The sequence below is a fragment of the Streptomyces sp. NPDC004838 genome (assembly GCF_053600955.1).
Map to the genome: position 1 here is coordinate 348,842 of NZ_JBSGAW010000002.1, position 25,229 is coordinate 374,070.

The 25,229-nt window shown below is 70.9% G+C and carries 17 protein-coding genes and 1 pseudogene; 7 read left to right on the top strand and 11 right to left on the bottom strand.

Going from position 1 to position 25,229, the window contains the following annotated elements; translation table 11 throughout:
* Nucleotides 1-187 precede the first annotated feature (187 nt).
* Nucleotides 188-790, bottom strand: a complete 603-nt coding sequence (locus tag ACWEFL_RS03880; RefSeq protein ID WP_451706956.1) for a TetR/AcrR family transcriptional regulator C-terminal domain-containing protein — start codon at nucleotides 788-790, stop codon at nucleotides 188-190.
* Nucleotides 791-934: 144 nt separating this feature from the next.
* Here ACWEFL_RS03880 and ACWEFL_RS03885 point away from each other — a divergent pair, with 144 nt between their 5' ends.
* Nucleotides 935-2,503: an amidohydrolase gene (locus ACWEFL_RS03885; RefSeq protein ID WP_451706958.1), complete on the top strand. Its 1,569-nt coding sequence runs from the start codon at nucleotides 935-937 to the stop codon at nucleotides 2,501-2,503.
* A gap of 587 nt (nucleotides 2,504-3,090) precedes the next feature.
* Nucleotides 3,091-3,870, top strand: a pseudogene (erm, locus tag ACWEFL_RS03890) (23S ribosomal RNA methyltransferase Erm); the annotation flags it as partial.
* Between the two features lie 238 nt (nucleotides 3,871-4,108).
* On the opposite strand, the gene ACWEFL_RS03895 reads toward erm, so the two are convergent.
* Entirely contained in the window at nucleotides 4,109-4,621 is a 513-nt protein-coding gene (locus ACWEFL_RS03895; RefSeq protein WP_451706960.1) for a beta-class carbonic anhydrase, read from the bottom strand.
* Between the two features lie 462 nt (nucleotides 4,622-5,083).
* Here ACWEFL_RS03895 and ACWEFL_RS03900 point away from each other — a divergent pair, with 462 nt between their 5' ends.
* Nucleotides 5,084-5,317: a hypothetical protein gene (locus ACWEFL_RS03900; protein WP_451706963.1), complete on the top strand. Its 234-nt coding sequence runs from the start codon at nucleotides 5,084-5,086 to the stop codon at nucleotides 5,315-5,317.
* A 165-nt stretch (nucleotides 5,318-5,482) separates the two neighbouring features.
* Here ACWEFL_RS03900 and ACWEFL_RS03905 read toward each other — a convergent pair whose 3' ends face one another.
* The 5 genes from ACWEFL_RS03905 to ACWEFL_RS03925 all read right to left on the bottom strand — a co-directional run bounded on the left by ACWEFL_RS03905 (nucleotide 5,483) and on the right by ACWEFL_RS03925 (nucleotide 14,422).
* Entirely contained in the window at nucleotides 5,483-6,910 is a 1,428-nt protein-coding gene (locus ACWEFL_RS03905; RefSeq protein WP_451706966.1) for a S28 family serine protease, read from the bottom strand.
* A gap of 246 nt (nucleotides 6,911-7,156) precedes the next feature.
* Nucleotides 7,157-8,035 (bottom strand): phosphatase PAP2 family protein, encoded by an 879-nt coding sequence (locus ACWEFL_RS03910; protein WP_451706969.1) that lies wholly within the window; start codon nucleotides 8,033-8,035, stop codon nucleotides 7,157-7,159.
* A gap of 253 nt (nucleotides 8,036-8,288) precedes the next feature.
* The gene (locus ACWEFL_RS03915; protein ID WP_451706971.1) at nucleotides 8,289-9,908 is read right to left on the bottom strand and encodes a glycoside hydrolase family 13 protein; all 1,620 of its coding nucleotides are present in this window, start codon (nucleotides 9,906-9,908) and stop codon (nucleotides 8,289-8,291) included.
* A gap of 445 nt (nucleotides 9,909-10,353) precedes the next feature.
* Nucleotides 10,354-11,073 (bottom strand): TetR/AcrR family transcriptional regulator, encoded by a 720-nt coding sequence (locus ACWEFL_RS03920; RefSeq protein ID WP_451706974.1) that lies wholly within the window; start codon nucleotides 11,071-11,073, stop codon nucleotides 10,354-10,356.
* Nucleotides 11,074-11,320: 247 nt separating this feature from the next.
* Nucleotides 11,321-14,422: an alpha-N-acetylglucosaminidase gene (locus ACWEFL_RS03925; RefSeq protein ID WP_451707319.1), complete on the bottom strand. Its 3,102-nt coding sequence runs from the start codon at nucleotides 14,420-14,422 to the stop codon at nucleotides 11,321-11,323.
* Between the two features lie 291 nt (nucleotides 14,423-14,713).
* Here ACWEFL_RS03925 and ACWEFL_RS03930 point away from each other — a divergent pair, with 291 nt between their 5' ends.
* On the top strand, nucleotides 14,714-15,223 hold the full coding sequence (locus ACWEFL_RS03930) for a hypothetical protein (protein ID WP_451706976.1): 510 nt from the start codon (nucleotides 14,714-14,716) through the stop codon (nucleotides 15,221-15,223).
* A gap of 242 nt (nucleotides 15,224-15,465) precedes the next feature.
* Here the strand turns inward: ACWEFL_RS03930 and ACWEFL_RS03935 are convergent, their stop codons facing one another.
* The 3 genes from ACWEFL_RS03935 to ACWEFL_RS03945 form a co-directional block, all read right to left on the bottom strand.
* Nucleotides 15,466-17,001 (bottom strand): DUF1996 domain-containing protein, encoded by a 1,536-nt coding sequence (locus ACWEFL_RS03935; protein WP_451706979.1) that lies wholly within the window; start codon nucleotides 16,999-17,001, stop codon nucleotides 15,466-15,468.
* A 276-nt stretch (nucleotides 17,002-17,277) separates the two neighbouring features.
* A complete protein-coding gene (locus ACWEFL_RS03940) occupies nucleotides 17,278-17,931 on the bottom strand; it encodes a response regulator transcription factor (RefSeq protein ID WP_451706982.1) in 654 nt (217 codons plus the stop codon).
* Nucleotides 17,916-19,187 carry a sensor histidine kinase gene (locus ACWEFL_RS03945; protein WP_451706985.1) on the bottom strand — a complete coding sequence of 424 codons (1,272 nt, stop codon included), beginning with the start codon at nucleotides 19,185-19,187 and terminating at the stop codon, nucleotides 17,916-17,918. Before ACWEFL_RS03945 ends, ACWEFL_RS03940 begins: the two co-directional genes overlap by 16 nt.
* A gap of 218 nt (nucleotides 19,188-19,405) precedes the next feature.
* Here ACWEFL_RS03945 and ACWEFL_RS03950 point away from each other — a divergent pair, with 218 nt between their 5' ends.
* Nucleotides 19,406-21,559 carry an MMPL family transporter gene (locus ACWEFL_RS03950; RefSeq protein ID WP_451706988.1) on the top strand — a complete coding sequence of 718 codons (2,154 nt, stop codon included), beginning with the start codon at nucleotides 19,406-19,408 and terminating at the stop codon, nucleotides 21,557-21,559.
* A 229-nt stretch (nucleotides 21,560-21,788) separates the two neighbouring features.
* Here ACWEFL_RS03950 and ACWEFL_RS03955 read toward each other — a convergent pair whose 3' ends face one another.
* A complete protein-coding gene (locus ACWEFL_RS03955; RefSeq protein WP_451706991.1) occupies nucleotides 21,789-22,790 on the bottom strand; it encodes an NAD-dependent epimerase/dehydratase family protein in 1,002 nt (333 codons plus the stop codon).
* A gap of 136 nt (nucleotides 22,791-22,926) precedes the next feature.
* Between ACWEFL_RS03955 and ACWEFL_RS03960 the strand changes: the two genes are divergently transcribed.
* Both ACWEFL_RS03960 and ACWEFL_RS03965 read left to right on the top strand, forming a co-directional pair.
* Nucleotides 22,927-23,658, top strand: a complete 732-nt coding sequence (locus ACWEFL_RS03960) for a hypothetical protein (protein ID WP_451706993.1) — start codon at nucleotides 22,927-22,929, stop codon at nucleotides 23,656-23,658.
* Between the two features lie 45 nt (nucleotides 23,659-23,703).
* Nucleotides 23,704-25,119, top strand: coding sequence for a PepSY-associated TM helix domain-containing protein (locus ACWEFL_RS03965; protein WP_451706996.1), 1,416 nt, complete (start codon nucleotides 23,704-23,706; stop codon nucleotides 25,117-25,119).
* The last annotated feature ends 110 nt before the right edge of the window (nucleotides 25,120-25,229 follow it).

Genomic DNA, 25,229 nt, shown 5'->3' on the forward strand with positions numbered 1-25,229 from the left:
GCCTTGTTGGGCGCGGGTTGCCTGCTGCCGCAGGGGGTGCGGGCGCTCGTTCGGTGCGGGGTGCCTGCGGCTGCCTGTGGTGCCGGGCCTTGTTGGGTGCGGGTTGCTTGCTGCCGCAGGGGGCGTGGGGGGCGGTCAGTGTGGGGGCTTGGGGTGCCCGGGGCCGCAGGGGGTGTGGGGTTGGGGGTCAGGGGAGCAGGGTGTGGAAGTGGGTGAGGCAGGCTTCCAGTGCCAGTTCGAAGGCCGCGTTCGCGCGGTCCGGCGAGGGCGTTGCCAGGGCCTCGGCCAGTCGGGGCGTGCTGGTCTCGTCGGAGAGGACCCACATGGTCTCCGGGGCCGCCAGGTCCAGCGCTGAGCCCAGGATCAGGTTCTCCAGAGCGGTGATCACATTCAGGACGTCGCCCAGGGCGAAACCGTGGTCGATCAGTAGTCGGACGGCCCGCTCGTACTGCTCCAGAACCTTCGGCGCACGGACCGGTGACGACATCAGGAGCGGGATGGCGCGGGGGTGGGCCGCGAAGGCCGCGCGGTAGGTGCGGGCCCAGCCCGCGATGGCTTCTTCCCAGGTCGGGGCGGACAGGGCGGACGCATCGATCGCCTCGGTGACCCGTTCGCGCAGCAACTCCACGATGCCGTCGCGGCCGTCCACATGGTGATACAGCGAGGCGGTCTGCACCCCGAGCCTCCGGGCGATCTGCGGCACGCTGAAGTCGCCCTTCTCGTCGACCAGTTGCAGCGCCGTCGTGGTGATGCGCTCGCGGTCGATCAGCGGTGTGCGCGGCCGTCCCATGATTCCGAATCTCCCGCAGGTGTCTTCCCGGATCCCACGACGGAGGTTACATTGCCAAAACCGAAAGCCTTTAGGTTTTCTGTCGAGGGCGTTCCGGCTCAAGCACAGCCGCGGCGGACTCATCAACAAGGAAGGCGAGGAATCGTGGCAGCAGCCGACATCGTTCTGACCGGGGCCAAGGTCCGCACCCTCGACCCCGACCGCCCGTACGCGACCGCCGTGGCCGTCGAGAACGGCCTGATCGTCGCCGTCGGCGACGACGCGGACGTACGGGAGTGGCGGGGACCCGGTACTGAGACCGTCGACCTCGGCGGGGCAGTGCTCGTGCCCGGCCTGACCGACTCCCACAGCCACCCCGTCTGGGGCCTGCAGCTCGCGACCGGAGTGGATCTGACCGCCGTCACCGACCTCGAAGGGCTGCGGGCCGCTCTGCGCACGGCGGAGCGCGTGGACGGCTGGGTGCTGGGGTGGGGGCTCGACCACAACGCGTTCGGCGGCCGGGAGCCGCACCACAGCCTGATCGAGGAAGCGGTGGCCGGGGCCCCCGCGCACCTCCGGCTCTACGACGGGCACTCCGCGCTCGTCAGCGAGGCCGGGCTGCGGGCGGCGGGCATCGACGGGCCGCGCGTCTTCGAACAGCGGTCGAGCGTGGTGTGCGACGCCGACGGGCGTCCCACCGGGCATCTCATCGAGCACGCGGCGATGGATCTGGTCAGCGGCGTGCTGCCGAGCGCTCCGCTCGCCGACCGGGCGGCCCGGCTCGCCGAACTGCTCTCCGACATGGCCGCCACCGGGCTGGCCTCCGCCCATGTGATGGACCTCGGCGGGGACGCGCTGGAGGTGCTCGCCGCCGTCGAGTCGCGACAGGACCTTCCGGTACGGCTCCGGCTCGCGCCCTGGTGCATGCCCGGCGCGGGAGACGACGACCTCGCCGAGCTGATCGCCCTCCAGAAGGAGCGTGGGCGCACCTGGAAGGTCGGCGGAGTGAAGTTCTTCATGGACGGCACCGTCGAGGGCGGGACAGCCTGGCTGGAGCACGCGGACTGCCATGGGCAGGGGACGGACGCCTTCTGGCCCGAGCCGGCCGCGTTCAGCGCGGCCGTACGCCGACTGCACCGGGCCGGTGTCCCCACGGCGACCCACGCCATCGGGGACGCGGCCGTACGTCATGTGCTGGACACCGTCGAGTCGCTGGGCACGGGCGGGCCGAGGCACCGGATCGAGCACATCGAGACCGTGCCGGACGATCAGCTCGGCCGGTTCGCACAGCTCGGGGTCGCCGCCTCCATGCAGCCGCCGCACACCGAGTTCACCCGCGCCGACCACTCCGACGAGTGGTCGAAACGCCTCGGGGACGAGCGGGCGTCGCGCGCCTGGCGCTGCCGTGATCTGCGCGACGCCGGAGCGGTCCTGGCCCTCGGCTCCGACTGGCCCATCGCGCGATTCGACGCCCGCCACGTCCTCGCGACGGCCCTCGTACCCCGTGGTGCGGCGAACGGCCGGGGGCTCACGGGCCTCATGGCCCTCGAAGGCTGCACATCCCATGCGGCCCTCGCGGCGGGCGAGTCCGAGGTGGCGGGCTGTATCGCCCCCGGCTACCGCGCGGACCTCACCGCGCTCGGGGTGGACCCCGTCGAGGCCCCCTCGGACGAGGTGGCCGAATCCCCGGTCCGCCTGACGGTCACGGCCGGCCGTATCGTCCACCGGGGCTGAGGGCCCTTGCCGTGCGCCTGATCCACCGGCGTCCGCCCGCCTCCGCGCCGGGCGGGCGCTCCGGGCCGAGGCACCCCGCCGTGCGGCGCGCACCGGTCCGGGCGGGTGTGACGGCCGCGTCGGCATGGTGCGCTGGGAGGGCCAAGGGGCCGCTGACCCTCTGCGACCCGGACACGCGAGCCCAGCAAGATCCAGCAGAAGCGGGTTGGCTGTTGTGTCCATGTGATGGTGCTTCCTTTGTTGAAGGCGTGGCTTGGAGGGCTGTGCGGCCGAAGGCGCGCCCGGCGAGGCCGTGTGCGCGGATCGTCGGCTGAGGGGTGCCGTCGAGTGGGGGCGGGCGGGGTGTGCGGGGTTCGTGCGTGGGTGAGTGGGTGCCGGTGGCATGGGAGAAAATCGGTTGGGTCGCTCCTTCCGTCCGGCTAAGGTCCGAGCCCATGACAGGTATTTCGGGCGTCGCCGGTCTCGCGGCCGTGAGGTTCCGCCGCTTCTAGCGGCGGAGCATCCCCCAGAACGTTCCGCCGCTTCAGTGTGTACGCGCCGAGCGGCCCCTTGTGCTGCCCGGCTCACCTCGAAGCCGCGGAGAACCTGTGCCCACGTACCGCCCTGGCCGGCATGAGCTCGGTCAGAACTTCCTCATCGATCAGAACACCATCACCGCCCTTGTCGACCTGGTCGCGCGGACCGAAGGGCCGATCATCGAGATCGGGCCGGGCGACGGCGCGCTGACCCTGCCCCTCCAGAGGCTGGGCAGGCAACTCACCGGCGTCGAGATCGACGATCGCCGGGCCGCCCGCCTGGACCGCCGCACCAACGGCTCGACCACCATCGTCACCGGTGACTTCCTCCGCTACCGCGCCCCGGTGACCCCGTATGTGCTCGTCGGCAACCTCCCGTTCCATGAGACGACTCCGATGCTCCGGCGCATCCTCCGCTCGCCCGGCTGGAGCGATGCCGTACTGCTGGTCCAGTGGGAGGTCGCGCGTCGGCGCGCGGGCGTCGGTGGGGCGACGCTGATGACGGCCCAATGGTGGCCCTGGTTCACCTTCACACTCGTCAGCAGGGTCCCGGCAGCCGCTTTCCGGCCCCGGCCGAGCGTCGACGGCGGACTGATGACGATGAGCCGTCGACGCCTTCCGCTCATCGGACCCAGCGAACGGCCGGATTACCAGGAACTCGTACGCCGGGTGTTCAGCGGCAAAGGGCGCGGCCTGGCGCGGATCGTCCGGACCGCGGCTCCCGAGCTTCCCGCGGACCGGATCCAGCAGTGGATCCATCGGCACGGGATCGAACCCACGGCGTTGCCGAAGAACCTCACCGCCGAAGCGTGGGCCGATCTGTACCGGCAGGCAGGGCGGGCAGAGCAGGCAAGGAAGGCACGGCGGACGCCGGAGGCAGCCGGGGCGCGGATGCGGCGACAGCGGGACGCGCCGCCCGGAGCGACCGGGTCAGCCCGGCGAGCAGAGGCCCGTCCCCGCGGCCGGGGTCGCCGATCAGAGTGACCGCCCCCCAAACGGCGGTCGGCGGTCGACGTTCAGCGGTCGGCGGTGTCCGCGTCAGCCGCCCGCGGGGGAGTCGGAACCGAGGTCCGCGACGCCCTGCCAGGCGTCATGGAGGGGGCGCGGCCCGGTTTCGCTCCACCTCCTTCAGCCGGCCGGTCGCGACATCGAAGATGAATCCGCGGAGGGAGTCCTTATGCGGAAGGAAGGGGTTGACGTCGATGCGGCGGAATGACTGACGCACATCGTCCTCCAGATACTGGAAAGATTCCGGGGACCACGGAGGGCGGATTCCGGTTTTCTGCTCGATCTGCCGTTTGAACTCATCGTCGGTGAACGTGGTCATTCCGCATTCCGTATGGTGGATGAGCATGATTCTGTTGGTGCCGAGCAGGCGCTGGCTGACCGTCAGCGAGCGGATGACGTCATCGGTGACCACGCCGCCGGCATTGCGGATGACATGTGCATCTCCCTCTTTGAGTCCCAAGATGGCATAGATGTCCAGGCGGGCGTCCATGCACGCGACGACGGCCAGCTTCCTGGCCGGCGCGAGCGGGAGCGGGCCGGTGAAGGCCGCCGCATACGAATCGTTGTTCGCCAGGTACTCGTCGACCACGGACATGATTTCCCCCGTATTCGTCTGACTGTTGATCGACCTCGGACTATTGGCCGACGCCGGTTTCTCCTCCACCGCAAATGTACGGACCCGGAATTCGAACACGGAAGAGCTTGGCTGGTATACGCCACGGCGCCCTGGAAATGAGGCGGAGACCGGCCCCGACCGACGCCTTCTCCGAAATCCGCTGTGGCCCATGGGTCGTGATATGTGTGGTGGGGCTGATGCGGCTCAGATGGTTTATGCGACTAGAGAGGCAGTGATTGGCTGTAGATGTCCGAAGTGATCTGTGGGGTCACTTCCCGTCCGTTCACGGCACCCGGAATGGGTTCACTGGTGTAGACCTCTTGTGTGCCTCCGGCGGCGCGGTTACGTTTCTCCGTGGTCGCGCCGGGCCGCCCGTCGGCAAGGCGCGGGAGATCGTGTGATGGCACGTCACTTCATTTGCTGGACAAGGGAGTTGCGTACATGACCAAACGTCTCGGGGGTCTCGCGCTGACCGTCGCCGCCGCCACGGCAGTCGTCGTGCTCGGCACCGCCACATCGGCGACCGCGATGCCCGGCTGGTACGTCCGCAGTCACCATGCCTCCCTGGCCGAGTGCGAGGCGGTCGGCCAGGCGGGCGGAGTCTGGGGCGCGCTCTATCTCTGCCGCCCGTTCGTGGGCAAGCCCGGTGTCTACGAGCTGTGGGTCCGGTACTGACAGGTCCGGACCCACGCGCCGACCAAGCCGCCCTCTTCGCCCCCTCGGAGAGGGCGGCTTCCCTGCTTCCGGCTTCCCTTCTTCGTGACTCCTGAGTTCCCGGCTCCCGGCTCCCGGCTCCCGGCTCCCGGCGGTGCGCCGGCGCGGCAGGCGTCCGTCAGCCCCTCACGGGTCGGCGGGAGACGCGGCGGGCGTGGGCCACTCGTTGCTCACCCCGGCCCATCTGCGCAGGGTGGTGCTGACCGCCGTGCGGTCGGCCGGGCGGAGCTGGGCGAATCCGAAGCCGTCACCGTGGGACGGCGCGGTGTAGGTGTACGAGTCCTCGCCGCCCTTGTCGGTGCGGAAGCGTTCGGCCCCGCGGGGGTCCGTCGCACCGTAGAGGAAGATCATCCGGGAGGAGTCCTCCCGTACCCATTCATCGACGTCCCGCATCGCCTTGCGCTGGAAACGCAGGGGGATGTCGCGGGGCACGAGGGTACGCGGCACGTTGATGCCCGGATAGCGCAGCAGACCTTCCAGATGCGGTACCCGGAGCCGCGGATGACCGGTCTGCGTCCCGGCCAGATAGTGGTGCGCCCCGAGTCGGTACAGGCTCTCGTCGGTGTACTCGCCGATGTGCCAGCTGATGTAGTCGAAGACCTGCTTCCCGGTGGCCGAGGGGAGCGGTAGCAGATAGCAGTAGAAGCTCCCGCCCATCCAGAAGTTCCATGGGATGTTGTGCACGGTGAGTTCAAGGGCCCGGTCGGCCGAGCCCGTCACATCGAAGACCCAGCCTTTCCGGCGGGCGAGTTCCTCAAGGTGCCGCAGTATCTCCTCCCGGTTCACCAGGACCTGGCGCTGGAGGGCCGACAACCGGGCGCGGCACTCAGGGGTGCCGACCTCCGCGAAGAACTTCTCGTACGCGGAGTCGTCGTCGTCCCGTACGTGGTTCGCGGCCCCGAAGACGACCGTGCCCGCCACGTCATCGGGGTAGAAACGGCGGTGGTAGACGGCGGCGTTCCCGGACTCGGCGCGACCGGTGGACACCCACTTTCCGTGGTAGATCGTCCCCAGCACCCGCCGTACGCGGTGCAGGTCACTCGCCATCTGCCAGATGTCCAGCTTCGACCAGTCCGACGGATCGGGCCGCGAACTCCCCATGAAACGGTGCTCCACGGCCACCGTGTTCGCCCGCAGATAGTCTTCCGCGTCGTTGGTGTTTCCGTAATCGATGTCCAGGACGGAACGCGTCGGCCTGAGCGCCGTGGGCCGCTCCTCGCCCCGGTGGAAGACCTCGATCCGCTGCTTGAACGTTCCCGCCTTCGGTCTGCGATGGTCGACTGGCTGCTCATAGGCGAACCAGAACCTGATGTGTCCCCGGATGTTGGGGTCCGTGTCCCGGATGAGGGTCATTCCGGGAATCGCCAGCAGGCGCTTCCTGATCCTCGTCACCTCCGGAGGTTCTCCCGGCTCTCCCGGCTCTCCCGGCTCTCCCAGCTCCAAGGACTCCGCGGGCTTCCGGGACACCGGGGCGGCTCCGGCCGGGACGCCGCCGACGCTCACCGTGCCGACCAGCATCGCCGACGCCAGGAGCCATCTCAGTACCTTGCGCATACAACCTCCCAGAACATGTCACAGGGGGTCTCACAAAGGTCCTGAGGGAAGTTAGCCGCGCGCCCCGGCCGTCACCAGATCCGGAACCGCCACTTCCTGTCCGGAAAAGACGTTTTGGGCGGACTGCGCGTCGGGCTTCTCCTGAAGCGGCGACGCGCGGCGGGGCTCCTTCATGGGTGCGCCGCTGGCTCAGCTGCCGCTGAAGACGGAGTTCCCCGCCATGACGGGCCGGAAAGCTGACGCGAGCTACGCCCGCACCGTCGGCCACAGCCGCTTCCGCTCCGGGTCCAGTACCGGCAGCTTCGGCAGGCGGTGGGGGAGTGAGCCGTACCAGGCGTACGAGAGGGCGAAACCGAAGACGAGACAGACGACGCCGCCCACCGCGTCCAGCCAGAAGTGGTTCGCCGTGGCCACGATGACGACCAGCGTCGCCACGGGGTACAGCAGGCCCAGGATCTTCGCCCACGGCGCGGACGCCACGACGAGGATGATCACCCCGCACCAGACGGACCAGCCGATGTGCATCGACGGCATGGCCGCGTACTGGTTGGACATGTTCTTCAGATCGCCCGAGGCCATCGAACCCCAGGTCTCGTGGACCAGCACGGTGTCGATGAAGCCCTCGCCGTTCATCAACCGAGGCGGCGCGAGCGGGTACAGGTAGTAGCCGACCAGGGCCACACCCGTCGTCGCGAAGAGAACCAGCCGTGCCGCCGCGTAGCGGCCGGGGTGCCAGCGGTAGAGCCAGACCAGGACGCCGATCGTCACGATGAAATGCAGGGTGGCGTAGTAGTAGTTCATGGACACGATCAGCCACGTGACCGAGTTCACGGCTTGGTTGACCGAATGCTCGACCGCCATCCCGAGGGAGTGCTCGAAGTCCCAGATCCAGTCCGCGTTCTTCAGCGCCTGCGCCTTCTGCTCCGGCACCGCGTTGCGGATCAGTGAGTACATCCAGTAACTCACCGCGATCAGCAGGACTTCGAACCAGATTCGCGGTCGGCGGGGCGACCTCAGACGCTGCATCCGGGTACGTTCGACGAGGGGCTCATCGGCGTTCTCGCCCACCATGGGTGACGGTGCGGCCGTCCGGCCTTCCAGTGTCTTCACGGTCGTTTCACCCATGAGACGAGAGTCTGCCAGATTCGCGCCCATCGACCGATCATCCCCCGGTCTGGTCCGGAGCGCACCCCCTCGTCCCCGCGGACGAGGGATGCGGCCGAAACGGCCGGTTCGCGAACGGCCGCCGGTTCCCGGTCGGGAGGCCGCCGAACCCCGTACCACCAGCGCGGACACGGAGACGGGCTCACTGTACGCGGAGATACGGGGAACCACTAAGGGTGGGGTGGGGTGCGCTTGACGGTCGCCCGGCCGTACATCAGACCGTCCACCAGACACAGGTCCCTCCCGGAACGCGCGCCGTGCCGCCGGTGAACTCCAGCGCCGCCGACGACAGCACCGGACGGCCGGGAACGGGCAGCTCGACCTCCTCCGACAGCGTGTTCAGCGTGCAGACCAGACCGGGGCGGCGGAACGCCAGCACACCGGCCGGAGCCGCCAGCCACTCCATGTCGCCGTCACCGAGCCCCGGCAGCTCCTTGCGGAGCGCGATCGCCGACCGGTACAGCTCCAGCGTGGACCGCGGATCGCCCGTCTGCGCCTCGACCGAGAGCCGCGCCCACTGGGCCGGCTGCGGCAGCCAGCTGCCGCCCGGACCGAATCCGTACGGTTCATCGGAGCCCGACCAGGGCAACGGCACCCGGCAGCCGTCCCGCAACCCGTCCTGCCCGTCACCGCGGAAGAACGCCGGGTCCTGCCGTACCGCGTCCGGCAGCTCCACGACCTCCGGGAGCCCCAGCTCCTCGCCCTGGTAGACATAAGCCGAACCGGGCAGCGCCAGAGTGAGCAGCGCCGCCGCGCGGGCGCGCCGCAGACCCGTGCCCTCGCCGCCGTACCGGGTGGTGTGGCGTACGACGTCATGGTTGGAGAGCACCCAGGTGGTGGGCGCGCCCACGGACCTGGTCGCGTTCAGTGACTCCTCGATGACCCTCCGCATCTCCTCCGCGTCCCAGTCGCACGTCAGGAACTGGAAGTTGAACGCCTGGTGCAGCTCGTCGGGGCGCACGTACAGGGCGAGGCGCTCGGCCGACGGCGCCCACGCCTCCGCGACGCCGATACGTTCGCCGCCGTAGCTGTCGAGCAGCAGCCGCCAGGAGCGGTGGATCTCGTGCACACCGTCCTGGTCGAAGAACGGCAGCACCTGCGCGCCGATCATCTTGGCCTGCTCGCGCAGCCCGATGTCCGGCAGCCCGGCCGCCTTCACCATGCCGTGGGCGACATCGATCCGGAATCCGTCCACGCCGAGGTCCAGCCAGAACCGGAGGACCGAGTCGAACTCCTCCCGCACCGCCGGATGCTCCCAGTTGAGGTCCGGCTGCTGGGGCGCGAACAGGTGGAGATACCAGTCGCCGCCCGTACCCGCCTCGCCCGCCTCCGTACGCGTCCACGCGGGGCCGCCGAAGACCGACTCCCAGTCGTTCGGGGGAAGTTCGCCGTCCGCGCCCCGGCCGGGACGGAAGTGGTAGCGGTCGCGCTCGTCCCCTCCGGCGAGCGCGGCCCGGAACCAGGCGTGCTGGTCGGAGGTGTGGTTCGGGACGATGTCGACGATGACCCGCAGCCCCAGGCGGTGCGCCTCCCGTACGAGATCGTCCGCGTCCGGCAGGTCGCCGAACAGGGGGTCGACGGCCCGGTAGTCGGCCACGTCATAGCCGCCGTCGGCCTGCGGCGACGCGTAGAACGGGGTGAGCCACACGGCGTCCACACCCAGGTCGGCGAGGTAGGGCAGCCGGTCGCGGACGCCCCGGAGATCGCCGATGCCGTCGCCGTCGCTGTCGGCGAAGGAGCGTACGTACACCTGGTAGATGACGGCCTCCCGCCACCAGCCCGCCGAGGGTGCGGCGGGCTGGTCGCGGAGGGTGGGAGCGAGCTCCTGGGTCATATACGGTCCCTTGAAAGTCGTCAAATCCGTCTTCGTGCGGTCATCTATAGGGATCTTTCCCCCGTACGAGGATGGTCCACGCGTATCGCGCGTATCCGGATGCGAAGCCTCGGTCGGGTCCCGGCGGGTCCCTTCCCGGTGGGTCCCCGTCGCCTTCCGCTCGGCTGGTCCCGTCGGTTCCGGGGCTCTTCGCCCCCGTGCCTCACCGTCGGCGCCCCGGTTGATCCCGCCGGTCCCGGTCGACTCGTGGCGCTGCCCGCTGTCGGCCCGGCCGCCACTGCTTCCGGACGACGCAGGGGAACCCAGAACCCAGAAACGGAGGAGGAGGCCGTCGTCGAACCCCACCGCGCCCGGTGCGGGCCGACGCAGATCGGGGGCCGACCGCGGCGGAACCGCATCGGCGCGCGGGCACTTCGGACGTCAGCGCGACGCCGACCCTTGGACGTCAGCGCGGCGCCGGCACCTTGGACGTCAGCGCGGGCGCGATCGACAGCAGCCGGCCCATGAGTTCGCCGAACGGGCCGCTGATCGGCTCGTCCGCCAGCATGCCGACCACCACGCCCGCCATCTCGTCGTCGTACGCGGCGCTGACCGCGCACAGCGCGGCGAAGTCGTGGACGAGCTGCAACTCCAGCTCCCCGCGCGGAATCTCCCGGCCGTCCAGCCAGAGCAGCGCCGTCGACTCGGCGAGCGACACCCAGGAACGGACCACCAGGGCCAGCCGGACCGGCGGATTCTCGATCCCCAGATGCCCCATGATCTGGACGTAGGCGGCCTGCCGGACCTCGTCGATCATCGCGTTCGTCGTCGTGGAGCCGACGGCCGGACCGCCCCGCATCAGCGCGGAGAAGCCGGGTCCGTGGTCGTCCACGAAGTCGAAGAATCGGCGCATGACCCGCAACAGCCGGGCCCCGAGCGGGCCTTCGTGAGGCTCCTGGAAGCGCCCGGCCAGATCGTCGGCCGCGCGCCGCAGCGCCGCCTCGTACAGACTCTGCTTGCCGGGGAAGTAGTGGTAGACGAGCGGCCGGGAGATTCCGGCGGCGGACGCTATCTCGTCTATCGACACCTCGTCGGGGGAGCGGGCGCTGAACAGTTCCAGCGCCACACCGATCAGCTGCTGCCTGCGCTCCTCGACGCCCATCCTGCGGCGTACCCCGGTCGTCATGCGTACCAGCCTACCGACTGCTGTGCGGGCATTTGTTCTACCCTCCGCCCGGACGGGGCGGGGCAGCGGTGAGACGGTCGTGCGGGCGTGGGCGGCTTCGTCGAACGAGACCTCGTGGACCGAGAGTTCGACGCGGACCGCAGCCGCGCCGACTCCGTGGACTCCGCCGACGTCTCGGCTTTCTCGGGCCGTCTCGGGCCGTCTCGGGCCTTCCCAGTCCTTCCCAGTCCTTCCAAGGAGGAAGCACCTATCCGCCGCTCGTCCTCCATCCGCTGAACCTCGCCGTCCCCCGCGCCCCGCTCCCGCCGTTCATCGCCGTCATGAACAGGCCCGCATCCTGCGAATCCGCCGAACCCGGCACCGCGACCGTCGCGATCGTGCGCCAGGTCCCGCCGGAGTCGACCGACAATTCTCCGGTGAACGACGGCTTCCCGGCGGACGACCCTTCCGCGCCGCGCGTCAGCCGTAGCAGCACCGGCGCGCGCACCCCCGTGATGCGCCGGTAGGTGTCCAGCGTCCCGTCGCCGTTCGCGTCGTACGACAGGACGACGCCCTGCCGAGGCGTGACCGCCAGGCTGAGGAAGCCCAGCGCTCCGGGCGTGGCCAGGCTGTTGCGGACGACGATGCCCGCACGGGCCCACGCGCCCGTGTTCTCCTGGGAGTCCACCCGCAGGACGACGCTCACGCCCTCGGCCATCGCGCCCGCGCGGTACGCCGTACCGAACTGCGTCCTGCCGCGCCACATGTCCTCGCCCGCGCCGTTGATCGCGTAACGGTCCCCGATCCGGCCGAAGACCGCCGCGTTGCCGCTGTAGGTGCGCCACTCGGGGCCCAGGGGCGCGGCGACGTGGAGCGCGCCCGGCTGGGTCACGGTCACCGGTGTCTCGCCGGACGGCCCGTAACGGACGGAGAGCCGGTACGGGAGGGGGCGCAGCGGCTCGGTGAGCGGGTCGGCGGGGGCGGTCACCCGCCAGGAGACCGAGCCCGTGCCGCCCGCCGGGACGCCGTCGATCGAGGCCGGGCCCTGCGGCTCGGGCGCCATGTCCGGTGCGCTCAGCGCGAACTCGACCCGTCCGGTGCCGCGCAGCCCGTTGAGATTGCGGAACGTCGCCGTCATGGTGCCGGAGCTGCCGGGCCGGAACGCCGGTGGATCCAGCGTGACCGACGCGAAGCCCTGGTACGGAGCGGTGGCCAGCGCGTCGTACACCCGCCGTGCCGTGCGGTGGGCGTCACCCGTCGGCCGGGTCGGATGGGCGCGGCGGTCCTTCGTCCACGCTTCCTCTGCCGGGTACCAGTCGAAGGACTTCGGCGTCCGGCCCGCCGCCAGCGCCGAGGCCACCTCCCCCAGATACGCCTCCCACTGCGGCAGGTGCACGTCCGCGATGAGCCCGTGCCAGTCCCGGTTGGCGTAGTTGCCGATCCGGTCGGCCACCGGCCGGTCCCCCCAGGTGGTGATCAGCGCGCGGGCGGTCCGCTCCAGCTCCACCGCCTCCGCCGGGCTCGTGGCGAGCCGTTTGGCGTCCTCCAGCCACGGCCCGAGGAGGAACGAGCGATGGCAGCCCGCCATCGTGTCGGCGAGCCGCATCAGCTTCAGCCAGAGCGCGGACAGGGCGCGGAAGGCGTCCGCGTCCCCGCTCGCGTACGCCGCCCGCATCGGCAGCTGGAGGGTGCGCGAACGGTTGGCGAGCGCCTGTCGGGCCACATCCGTCAGATCGTGCCGATAGGCGTCGGAGTCGCGCAGTCCAGGGCGTACGTTCAGCAGCGCCGCGAACGCCCGGTCGAACCCGGCCGGGTCGAAGGCCGTGCCGATGGACCCGGTGAGTCCGGGGCGGCGGCCGAAGAGCGAGTCGTGGGGGCGGCCGTCGGAGCTGGTGAGCCGGTACGCGGTCGAGGCGAGCGCGGCGAAGGCGGTACGCGCCGAGGAGTCCTCCCCGCCGTAGCGGACGGCGGCGTACTCGGCGAACCAGGCGTCCCGGTCGACGCGTTCCTCGCGCCAGGCCAGCTCGGTGAAGAGTTCCAGCGCGGCCGGGTCGCGCTCGGCGGCCTCCGGCATATAGGCGGTGCCCACGAGCGCGCTGCCGGGCTTGTCGCGCCAGTCGGTGAACCTGGCCGTCCACCGGTCGGTGTTCGCGCCGATCGTCGTACGTCCGCCGAAGTTGGGGATGGTGCCGAACGCGTACGGGGCTCCGCCCCACTCGGTCTCCCGGTCGGTGACCGTGTCGAGGTCGGAGAGGCCGTCGACGATCAGCACACGGTCGGTGTCGACGGCGTCGAGCAGCGCGGGCCGCGGATTGGACTGCCAGCCGAGGATCACCCAGGTGGCGCGGGGTCGGGCGGTCCGCAGCGCGGTCTCGACCGCGCGGGCCGCGTCGGGCACGGGGACGTCTCCCGCCGTGCCGCCCTCGTGGAGGAGGTCCATCTTGACGAGGGCGCTGTCGCCGAGGAGTTCTCGCTGATGGCGGTAGAAGGCCGCGGCGATCTCGGGGAACACGGGGGTGCGCGGATCGAGCCAGTCGGGTCGGCGCAGCCCGTTCCAGGTGCCCTGGGGGATGACGCGTGCGCCGGGGTTGCGGGCGGTGAAGCCGTCCGGGACCGTGCCGAAGTAGCCGGGAAGGACCGGCCTCATGCCCAGTTCGCGGAGTCGACCGGTGATGCGGCGGCCCAGGTCGGCGCGGCGGTCGATGAGCGCGGAGGAGAGCGGCCCGCCGTAGCCGCTCATGTTCTGCAGCAGCCACCACGCCTGGTGGGAGGGGGCGGGCAGCCAGGTGCGGGCCTCGGTGTCGGAGTAGCCGAAGTCCATCAGCAGGCGGTGGTAGACGGCCTCCTGGCCGGGCGTCACCAGCACCTCGTTGCAGCCGTGCAGGGCGAGGACGTCGATCAGCCGTTCCCAGCGGGCCCAGTCGGCGTAGGGGGCGGTGTAGCCGTCGTGGGTGTCGTTGTACGCGAACCGGTGCGGGACGGTCGCCGAGCGCTCCAGCGGCCGGTGCGGGGCGGGCAACCGGTCCGGGAGGTCGAGCTGCGTACCCGACCAGGAGATATGCGTCCGGCAGACGTACTTGAGGTACCAGTGGACCCCGGTGAGCAGCACGGCGGGTGAGGTGCCGGCGACCTCGATACGGCCGTCGGCGCCGGTCACCCGGAACCGGTCGGGCCCCTCGTCCGCCCGGAGCGCGAGCCGGAACCGGCCGGCGTGGCGGGGCAGCAGCCGGCGCAGGGCCGCATGGGCGGGGGAGGCGTCCAGGGGAGCGGGCTCGGAGGGTGGCAGGGGGGCCGTCGGCGGGGCGGCCACGGCGGTCGGCGCGGGCCCGGCGACGGCCGCGACCGCACCGATCGCTCCCGCGGCGGCCAGGACCGTCCGTCTCGACGGCCTCGCCCGGTCCGGCGGTTCCTTCGATCCCGAGGGCCTCAGTGGCGCCGAGGGCTCCAGCGGCCCCGAGGGCCCGAGCGGTCCCGCGGACCTCAGCGGTCCCGAGGGTCCTTCCGGCCCCGACGGTCTTTCCAGTCCTGGCAGCCTCGCCTGTCTCGACTGCTCGAACATCGGCGCTCCTCCGTGTTACCCACGTCACAGCTGGTGCGTGCGTGGCGCAGGTTACCCGGCGTTCGACCTCGGGGAGGGGCGTCGAAGGGGGACGATGTCCGGATGCGGACGTGGACGAAGACGGGCGTGAGGCGTACAGCCCGCGCCGCACTGGCAGTTGTGGCTCTCGCCCTGGTCGCCGCGTGCGGATCGGACGGCGACGGTGATCGGCGTGGCGACGGGGACGGCGACAAGGCTCCGAAGACGGTGACCGGCACGCTGGAGCAGTTGGCCGCGCGCGCGGAGTGCGAACCGAACATCCAGACGGACGCCGAGGAACTGCGGCAGGCGAACTGCGAGACGGGTGACGGCCGGTATGTGCTGACCACCTTCGCCACCGACCGCGGTCTGCGCGAGTGGGTCAATGAGGCCAACGACTACGGCGGTACCTATCTGGTCGGCCGCCGGTGGGTCGCCTCCGGTGACGACGACACCATCACCGCGCTCCGTGACCGGCTCGGGGGCACGGTGGAGAACGGCTCGGAGCACCACGGCGGCAGCGGCGACGGGGCGACCACCGGCGACGGGAGCGGCGCTCCGAGTGAGGACCACTCGGGCCACGGCGGCGGCTGACGGCGGTGGCTGACGGCGACGCGGGGGCGCACGGAGTTCCGGTCGGGGCCGCGCCCGGTGCGGTCCGCGGGCGGTGGCCGGCCGTACGGGGCCGAGGGTCCGCGTTCCGGGGTGCGGGCACCCGTACGGAGAACTCGGCCCCCGGAAGCGGAAAACGGCCGGTCCGGCCCCTCGCGGGGACCGGACCGGCCGTCTCGGCGGGTCATCGGTACATCACACCACCGGTTCTGCCGACGAACGGATCACCGGCATTTCCGACCGCGGTTGATGCAGTCGACCATCCTGTTCATCAGCTTCTCGTCGAAGACGTTGATGAAGTCACCGTGGTCCGTGATCGGCTTGTGCAGCTGCTCGGGGAAGGAGTCGACCGCGAAGCCGGGACCCGGAGGGACGTCGTACACGATCCGCTGGACCAGCTGAGGGATCGCCTTGAATCCGTTCTCGCACTTGCCCTGACTGTTGGCGAAGGCGACATGCGTACGGTGGTTGGCGCTGTCGATGTTCTGGCCGTCCCAGCAGCTCTGGAACTTGAAGGTACGGACGACCTGGCTGCCCTCGGGGCAGATCGGGTACTTGTCCTTGAGCTGGCGGTTCTCGAAACCGGTGCAGCTCCATGAGGCGTTGGCGTTGCCGGGACCGTTGACGAACGCCTTGGCGTCGCCCGTGATGATGCGCAGGAGCCGCGGCATGGCCGTGACCTTGCTGTTCGGGTTGCCGACGAAGTTGATCGTCACCTGGGACGGAGTCTGGATCTCACCGACGTTCTGGTCCTTGCCGCCGCCGTCTTCATCGGCGTCGTTCTCGTCCTGACCGTTCTGGAGACGCAGGACGGGCCAGAAGTACGAGGACCGGTCGCCCCGGTTCCGGCAGGTGGTTTCACCGCCTGCGAGGTCGTCGTCGCTGGCGAAGGCGTCGTTGGCCTGGTTGCCGATGTAATCGTGCATATGGTGCGCTCCGTTGGAGACGCCGGGAGCGACGATCACATTGTCGGGGTTGAAGAGACCGTTCGCATTGACACCGCAATTGGTGGTGAAGGTGCCTTTGGAGGCGTTCTTACGGTTGTTGACCTTCTTCACATTCGGCCGCACGGACTGGATCTCGACGAAGTCGGACTCCTCCGGGCCGTTTCCGGCCTGACCGCCGTTGCCGCCGCCGTTGCCGCCGCCGTTGTTTCCGCCGTTCCCGTTCCCGCCGTTGCTGTTTCCGCCCTGGCTACTGCCGCCGCTGTTGCCCCCGTTGCCGTTCCCGCCGCTGTTGCCCGCGTTGCTGTTCCCGCCGTTGTTGTTCTCCCTGTCGTCGTCATCGTCGTCATCGCCGCGCAGGGTGCAGGGAGCCATGCCGCGCATGCCCCGCCACTTGGCGCCGTCACGGCTGACGGCCGCGGTGATCCGGTCGATGCTCGCCTGGCGCTTGCTCTCCAGGGGATCGAGGACGGAGTTGTCGGCCAGTCCCGGATCACGCCTGATCCGTTCCTTCTGATCGGCGAACAGCTTGTAGGCATCGGTGATCTGACTGTCCATCGTGGCCAGTTCCCGGTCGACCACGCCCCGCACCCGCAGAGGCAGATCGCGGGGCAGCCCGTTCGCGACCTCCGGGCAGTCGATGGTCGACGCCTGTGCGACGTTCTGCGTGCGTTGCCCGCGCTGGCCGGACTGGCCTTCGCCCGCGGAGGCGTACACATCGACCGCTACGAGTCCACCCCCGCCCATGATCAAAGCGGCCGTGGCGATGATCGCCCGGTTCGCCAGCGTCGAGCGTTTTCTCGTATTGCGTCCCATGGAACTCCTCTGCTTCGTTGCCGGGTGAGTGGGTGGGTTTTTTGGGGGGTCCCGGCAGAGGGAGAAGCGCGACCATTCATACGGGTGGGGGCCGTGGGGTGTTCAGGGAACGCCGAAATTTGTGGGAAGCTCCATGAGAAATCCCTCAGCAAGCGGGTGATCTCGGACACGTGTCGGCGGTGTCCGCGCAGGTGGGTCACCCAGGGATGTCCGCATGGAGCATGAGCCCGGCCTCATACGGGCGGCGGGGGGCGCCAGGGCATCCCCCGGCGCGCGTCAGCCGCGGTCCAGATACGCCAGTACCGCCAGCACCCGCCGATTGTCGTCATCCGACACAGGCAGCCCCAGCTTGGCGAAGATGTTCGAGGTGTGCTTGGCCACCGCCCGCTCCGTGACCGTGAGCTGGCTCGCGATCGCCGCGTTGGAACGGCCCTGGGCCATCAGCTCCATGACCTCCAGCTCGCGCGGGGTCAGCCCGCCCATCGGCTTGTCCTGCGAACGCCGCGACAGGAGCTGCGAGATGACCTGCGGATCCATCGCCGTTCCTCCATGCGCCACCCTCCGTACCGCGTCGACGAACTGATCCGCGTCGAAGACCCGGTCCTTGAGGAGATAGCCGACCCCGCCGTTGCCGTCGGCCAGCAGTTCACGCGCGTACAACTGCTCCACATGCTGGGAGAGGACCAGCACCGGCAGCCCCGGACGCGCCCGCCGCGCCGCCAGCGCGCACTGGAGTCCCTCGTCCGTGTGCGACGGCGGAAGCCTGACGTCGACAAGGGCGATGTCGATGTCCGGCTCCAGCTCCGTGAGCGCCCGGCTCAGCTCGGGCCCGCTCTCCACGGCGGCCAGGATCTCGAAGTCGTACGCCTCGAGAAGACGCACCAGGCCGTCACGGAGCAGAAAAAGATCTTCGGCTAGAACAACTCGCAAGGAATCTCCATGGTGACCATGGTGGGACCGCCCTCCGGAGAGCTGACGGCAAGGACGCCGTCGAATGTACCCAGCCGCCGCTCGACTCCGCTCAGCCCGGAGCCCGCGCCGATCACCGCGCCCCCCGCCCCGTTGTCGGTCACCGCGATCCGCAGCGCGCCGTCGCCGTACGTCAGGTCCACCCATATCCGGTCGGCGCCCGCATGCTTGACCGCGTTGGCGAGTGCCTCGCTGATCGCGAAGTACGCCGCCGACTCCACCGGGGCCTCCGCCCGGCCCGGCAGTTCCACGTCCACCTCCGTCGGTACGGGCAGCCGCAGCGCCAGGGCCTTGACCGCGTCGCCGAGCCCCCGCTCCGCCAGCACCGGCGGATGGATGCCCCGGACCAGGTCGCGCAGCTCGGTCAGCGCCTCGGCGGAGGACTCCCGTGCCTTGACGACCAGTTCCTTCGCCTTCGCAGGGTCCTTCTCGATGAGCGCCTCGATGGTGCCGAGGTTCATGCCCACCGCCACCAGCCGGGCCTGCGCGCCGTCGTGGAGATCGCGCTCGATCCGGCGCAGCTCGGCCGCCGAGGTGTCCAGCGCGTCGTGCCGGGTCTCGGTGAGCCGGTCGATGCGCTCCTCGAGCTCCTCCCGGCGGCTGGGGGTGAGCGCCGAGGCGGCGATCCTGAAGTGGGTGCGGACGAGGAGGGGGCCGGTCTTCACGGCGGTGGTGAGGAAGACCAGGCCGGTCAGGCCGGCGAGCACGGCCGTTCCCCAGCCGCCGACCGGGACGAAGGTGTACCAGTACGGATCTTCCGCGGCCACGATCGGAATCCACAGCCCCATGACGAGCAGCACCCCGAACAGCCCCTGCAACAGCAGCCCCGGCACGAGGATCGCCGTGACGGCCCCCGCCGTCATGTCCAGCAGCAGCCACTGGAGGTCCCGCCAGGTCGCCGGGTCCTTCAGCAGCAGGGTGCACCGCTCGACCTGACCGGTGATCCCGGTCCGCAGATCACGCGGAAAGGGGCGGTACGTCGCGGGAATGCGCGTCGACGCCCACCGGGCCGCCAGTAGCCTGCGCTGACCGGCGTGCGCCCGTACCAGCTGGAGGACGGCCGGAGTGGTGAACACGCCCACGCCGATCGGGATCAGGGCGATGGAGACCACCGCCAGGACGAAGAGCGTGATTGAGCCGGCCAGCGCCAGCAGAGCGAGCGCCAGCCCCCGCGCACCGGCCACCAGCGCCGTGGCCGGCTCCCTCGTTGCCTCCATGGACTTCTCCTCGTCGTGTCGCGATCACCTCATTCTGTCCCGATCAGCGGGTGGGGGCATTGGGCCCATCCCCCGGACCGGGGTGTAGCTGGCACCACCCCGCCGGCCTCGCTCTACGGCTCCGGGAACGGGGGCCTCGGCGGCTGGGACGGCAGCGCGCCGGTTCCTACCGTCGGGGGACGACTTACCAGGCGCTGGTCCCAGGGGGCGAATGCAGCATGAAACGCAATCTCGCGGCACGCATCGGAGTGTGGAGCGCGTACCACCGTAAAACGGCGATCATCGGCTGGCTGCTCTTCGTCGTCCTGACGGCCGGCGTCGGCGGGGCCGCCGGCCTGGTCGAGATGTCCGAGTCAGAGCAGGGCGCCGGCGACTCCGCGCGGGCCCAGAAGATCCTCGACGACGCGGGGCTGGACCGGCCCGCGGGCGAACTCGTCCTCGTCACCAGCGAGACGGCCGGAGGCTGGAAGGACACGGCGCGCGAACTGACCTCGGCGATCGAGAAGACCGGCGAGACGCAGAAGATGCAACCGCCGCTGGCCTCGAAGAACGACCGGGAAGCGCTCATCCGCTTCGAGATCCGGGGCGACTCCGAGACCGCGTCCGACCGTGTACAGCCCGTGCTCGACGCCGTACGCCACGCGGACGGGGCCCGCGAAGGCGTCGAAGTCCATCAGTTCGGCGAGGCCAGCGCCGGGAAATGGCTCGGGGATCTGCTCTCCGAGGACTTCAAGAAGGCCGAGTTCACCGCCGTTCCGCTCGCGCTCGGCATTCTGCTCGTCGCCTTCGGGGCCGTCGTCGCGGCCCTGCTGCCGGTCGGTCTGGCGCTGACCGCGTGCATGGCGGCCTTCGGCCTGCTCTCGCTCGCCAGCCACCAACTGCATCTGTTCCAGACGACGTACTCCGTGATGTTCCTGATGGGCCTCGCCGTCGGCGTCGACTACTGCCTCTTCTATCTGCGCCGCGAACGCGACGAGCGGGCCGCCGGCCACGACGCCGACACCGCGCTGCGGATCGCCGCCGCGACCAGCGGGCGCGCCGTCCTCGTCTCCGGCTTCACGGTGATGCTGGCGATGGCCGGAATGTTTCTCTCCGGGCTGATGCTCTTCGAGGGATTCGCGCTCGCCACGATCCTCGTCGTCTTCATCGCGATGCTGGGCTCCGTGACCGTGCTGCCCGCGCTGCTGGCCTGGCTCGGCGACCGGATCGACGCGGGCCGGCTGCCCTTCCTCAACCGCCGCCGCGACCGTGCGCACAGGCGCGGAACGGCCGAGAGCGGCGCGGTCGCGGGCGCGGTGCTCAGGCCCGTACTGGCACGGCCGAAACTGTTCGCCGTCGCCGGAGCGGTCCTGATGCTGGCGCTGGCCGCCCCCGCGATGGGCATGAAGACGGAGCAGCTCGGATGGGAGAAGCAGTTCGGATCGGACGCGGCGCTCTCGGTCGCGCACAAGAAGATCACCGAGGCGTTCCCCGGCGGTCCGGAGCCCGCGCGGGTGGTCGTCCAGGCCGACGACATCACCGCGGAGCCCGTACGCGCCGCGCTGGCCCGGTTCGACCGGGTCACCGTCCACCAGGCGAAGAACATCGCCGAGATCGAGATCCCGCTCGCGGGGAACGGCACCGACGAACGCTCCAAGAAGGCGCTCGCCGAACTACGCGACACCACCGTGCCCGCCGCCTTCGACGGCACCGGAGCGCGCGCCCATGTCACCGGCGAACTGGCGGAGTCCGTCGACTTCAACGATCAGCTCAAGCGCGGCATCGTCCCGGTCTCCGTCTTCATCACCGCCGTGACGTTCCTGCTGATGCTGTTCTGCTTCCGGTCGTACGTCATCGCCGTGACGTCGATCCTGCTCAACCTGCTCTCGGTGGCCGCCGCGTACGGGGTCATGGTCGCCGTGTTCCAGCACGGCTGGGGCGCGTCCCTGATCGGTACCGAGGCGGTCGGCGCGGTCCAGAGCTGGATTCCGCTCTTCGTCCTGGTGGTCCTGTTCGGACTCTCCATGGACTACCACGTCTTCGTCGTCTCCCGGATCCGCGAGGCACACGACCAGGGGGCCGGGACCCGCGAGGCGATCAGCGAGGGCGTACGCCGAACGGCCGGCGCGGTGACGGGCGCGGCGACGATCATGGTGGCGGTGTTCGCGGTCTTCGGCACGCTGTCCATGCAGGACATGAAGCAGATGGGCGTCGGCCTGGCGGTCGCGGTCCTGCTGGACGCCACGATCGTACGGATGGTCCTGCTGCCCTCCGTCATGGCGCTGCTCGGCGACCGCAACTGGCACACCCCGAGGGCCCTGCGCCGCCTCCCCGAACTGGACCACTCGGCCCCGGCCCCTGCCGCGCCCGAGCACGCCACCCGGACGCCCTGACCTCACCGGAGGGGCCTGTCCCGGCACCACCGGCGCGACAGGCGTCTCCAACCCCGGCCACGGGTGAGGTCACCTCGCCCGCGGCCGGGGCGGACGCGTCTTGGGCCCGTCCGGTACGCGGGGGCGCACGCCTCCGGCCCCGGCACACGACGCCTTCGCCCGTCCCGCGGCCGAGAACGGGACCGGGTCCGGGCCCGGTACAGCCGTCCGCGCCTCGGTCTCCTGCGCCTCAGCCTCCCGCGCCCAGCACCTCCGCCTCGACCTCCGGCGCGAGCCCCACCCCCGGCCGGTTCCCCCGCGCCGGCGCCGTACCCCCGGCCGACCGGAGCCAGGACCAGGTGTCGGCCACGGTCTCCCGGATGGGACGGCACCGCAGACCCGAGGCGACGGCCCGGTCGACGTTCAGCGTGAACACCGCGTTGTAGAGGTCACGCGCCTCGGCCGGCGGAACCCAGATCGGCAGATCGTTCCACGGCTCGACGCCCGCCGCGAGAATCGTCGCCGCGGGCGTCCACCGCAGCTCGGCCGCCGACCCCGTGACGTCGAGACAGGCCGTCAGGATCTCCTCCATCGTCGTATGACCCGGCTCGCTCACCAGGTTGTACGGTCCGCTCAGCCCCGCCTCCGCCGCCGAGACCGTCCACTCGGCGAGGTCACGCGCGTCGACGTACTGCACCGGCGCGTCCCGAGGCTCGGGCGCGAGCACCGGACCACCGCGGGCGATCCGCTCCAGCCACCACGGCAGCCGCCCGACGTTCTCCCGGGGGCCGAGGATCAGACCGGCGCGCACCAGCAGCGACCGGTCCTCGCCGAACGCCTGGACCGCGGCCAGCTCACCACCCCGCTTGGCCTCCGCATACGGTGCCTCCGCCGCGTCCGGCGAACCCCCGGAGAGCGGAGCCGTCTCATCGGAACCGGCCGGGGGCGGCCACGCGTACACCGAGCAGCTCGACACATAGACATAGCGCCCCACCCGGTCCGCGAGCAGCCGCGCCGAGTCCCGTACGGCACGGGGCGCATCCGACCAGGTGTCCACCACCACGTCCCACTCGCCCTCGGCGAGCGCCGCGAGACCCCCTGGCGCGGTGCGGTCGCCGACCAGAGCCGTCACCCCCGGCGCGGCCTCGTTCCGCCCGCGGTTGAAGAGGGTCACATCCCAGCCCCGGGCGAGCGCCGATTCGGCGACCGCGCGACCGACGAACTCCGTACCACCCAGAATCAGCAGTCTCATGAACGCGACTCTGCCTCCTCGCGCCGGCCGGGGCCAGCGTCTCGGCCCTTCGCGAAAGCCCGGTCGGGGCTCCCGCGAAAACAATTCCTCCGCACTCTCCCCTCCGTCCGCCGCGTGATGGGAGCATGTGCGGACCATGACAGATGCCCGGTCGCCGATGCGCGTCCTGCGGGCCGCGCTCTTCGCGGCGGTCTGCCTCTCCTTGGCCGCCACAGGGCATTCGTTCACATCTGGGCACGACCTTCCGCTCGCGATACTCCTGCCCGCCTTCGCGGTGACCGCGTCCGTCGCATGGCTCGCCGGAGGCCGCCGTCGCGGAGCGCTCTCCATCGGCGCCGGTCTGCTGGCGGCGCAGGCCGCGCTGCACCTGCTCTTCGCCCGCGCCCAGTCGCCCGGCGTGGAGCCGGCCACCCACCACGCCGGGGCGTCGTCGCCGCCGCACATCGCGCCGAATGGGGTCTCGCCGGGGACCGCGGCCGGGACCGGGGCGGGCGCGTCGACGGGGTCCGGCTCGGCGGCCGGCCCCGACCCCGGCGTCGTCGACGGCCTCTACGCCCTCCTCGGGCCCGCACCGGTGAGCATGCTCGCCGCCCACCTCGTCGCCGCCGCCTTCTGCGCGCTCTGGCTGGCCCGCGGCGAGGCCGCGTTCTTCCGCCTGGCCCGCGCCGTCGGGGCCCTCGCCTTCCGCCCGCTGCGGCTGCTGTTCGCCGCCGTGCCCCCGCCGCCGGACCCACGGCCGCTCGCGCGGCCCCGGCCGGGCGCGGCGATCCGCTGCCGAGGCGTCGTCGTCATCGGCCACACCCTGGTGCGCCGTGGGCCGCCCGCGCTCCCGTCCACCCGCGCCACGGCCCCCGGAGCAGCCGTCTGACCTGGGGCCGGTTCCCCATGTCGACACCAACTCCCCAGGATCACCATGGCCATTGACACCCCTGCCCAAGGCAGGACCGAAACCGAGCAGGAGACCGCGACAGGCTCCGTCTGGAGCGCCCTGCGGCCCCTCGTCCTGCGCATGCACTTCTACGCGGGGCTGTTCATCGCCCCGCTGCTGCTGGCCGCCTCGGTCAGCGGACTGCTCTACGCCCTCTCCTTCCAGGCAGAGAAGATCGTCTACCGGCACGAACTCACGGTCCCGGCCGGTGAGCGCGCCCTTCCGCTCGCCGAACAGATCGAAGCCGCCCGCAAGGCCCGCCCGGACGGCACGGTCACCGCCGTCTGGCCGAGCCACGAAGAGGGCGCCACCACGCGGGTGCTGATGAAGGCCCCCGGCGTCGATGAGAACAAGTCCCTCGCCGTCTTCGTGAATCCGTACACCGCCGAGATACGCGGCGAGCTCAGCTCCTACGGCAGTTCGGGCGCGCTGCCGCTGCGCAGCTGGCTCGACGAGCTGCACCGGGATCTCCATCTGGGCGATCTCGGCCGTCACTACAGTGAAATGGCCGCGAGCTGGCTGTGGGTCGTCGCGCTCGGCGGTCTGCTGCTCTGGCTCGGCCGCAGGCGCGCCAACCGCCGCGCCCTGTTCGTCCCCGAGAAGGGGGCCAAGGGCCGCCGTAGGACGCTCTCCTGGCACGGCACCGTCGGTCTGTGGGCCGTGGTCGGTCTCGTACTGCTCTCCGCCACGGGTCTGACCTGGTCGCGTTACGCGGGCGAGAACATCGGCGCGGTCCAGGACCAGCTCGGCGGGGCGACGCCCAGCGTCTCGGCGGCCATCGGAGGCGGAACCGGCGCGGGCGGCGGCGATCACGACGGCCACGGCGGCTCGGCCCATGGCGCGCATCACGGCGCGGATGTCGGCGTCGACGCGGCTCTGGAGTCAGCCCGAGCCGCCGGGATCGGCGGCAAGATCACGATGACCCTGCCGAGCGAGGGCACCGGCTATGTGATCAAGGAGACGGACGCCACCTTCCCCGTCCATCTCGACTCGGTCGCCGTCGACCCCGCCGACGGCAGGGTCATCGACGAACTGCGTTTCGGCGACTACCCCGTACTGGCCCAGCTGACCCGCCTCGCCATCGACGCCCATATGGGCGTCTTCCTGGGCCTGGCCAATCAACTGGCCCTGGCCGCCGTCGCCTTCGCGCTGATCGTGCTGATCCTGTGGGGATACCGGATGTGGTGGCTGCGCAGGCCCACGAAGGGACGGAAACTCGGCGGCGGCCGTCCGATCCCGCGCGGAGCCTGGCGCAGGGTCCCTCTCGCCGTCCTGCTGCCGCTCGCGGCGGTCACCGCGCTCGTGGGCTGGTTCGTGCCGCTGCTGGGCATCAGCCTGCTGGCGTTCCTGGTGGTGGACATCGCCGTCGGCGCGGTGGCGAAGGCGAGGTCGCGCAGCTGACCTGCCGGGACGGCGCCCGGTCCCGCACCCCCGCGGGACCGGGCCGCCGGGCCCGGAGGCCACCGGTCATCGGCCACCGGTCACAGTTCAACTGCCGCGGGTCGTCGGCC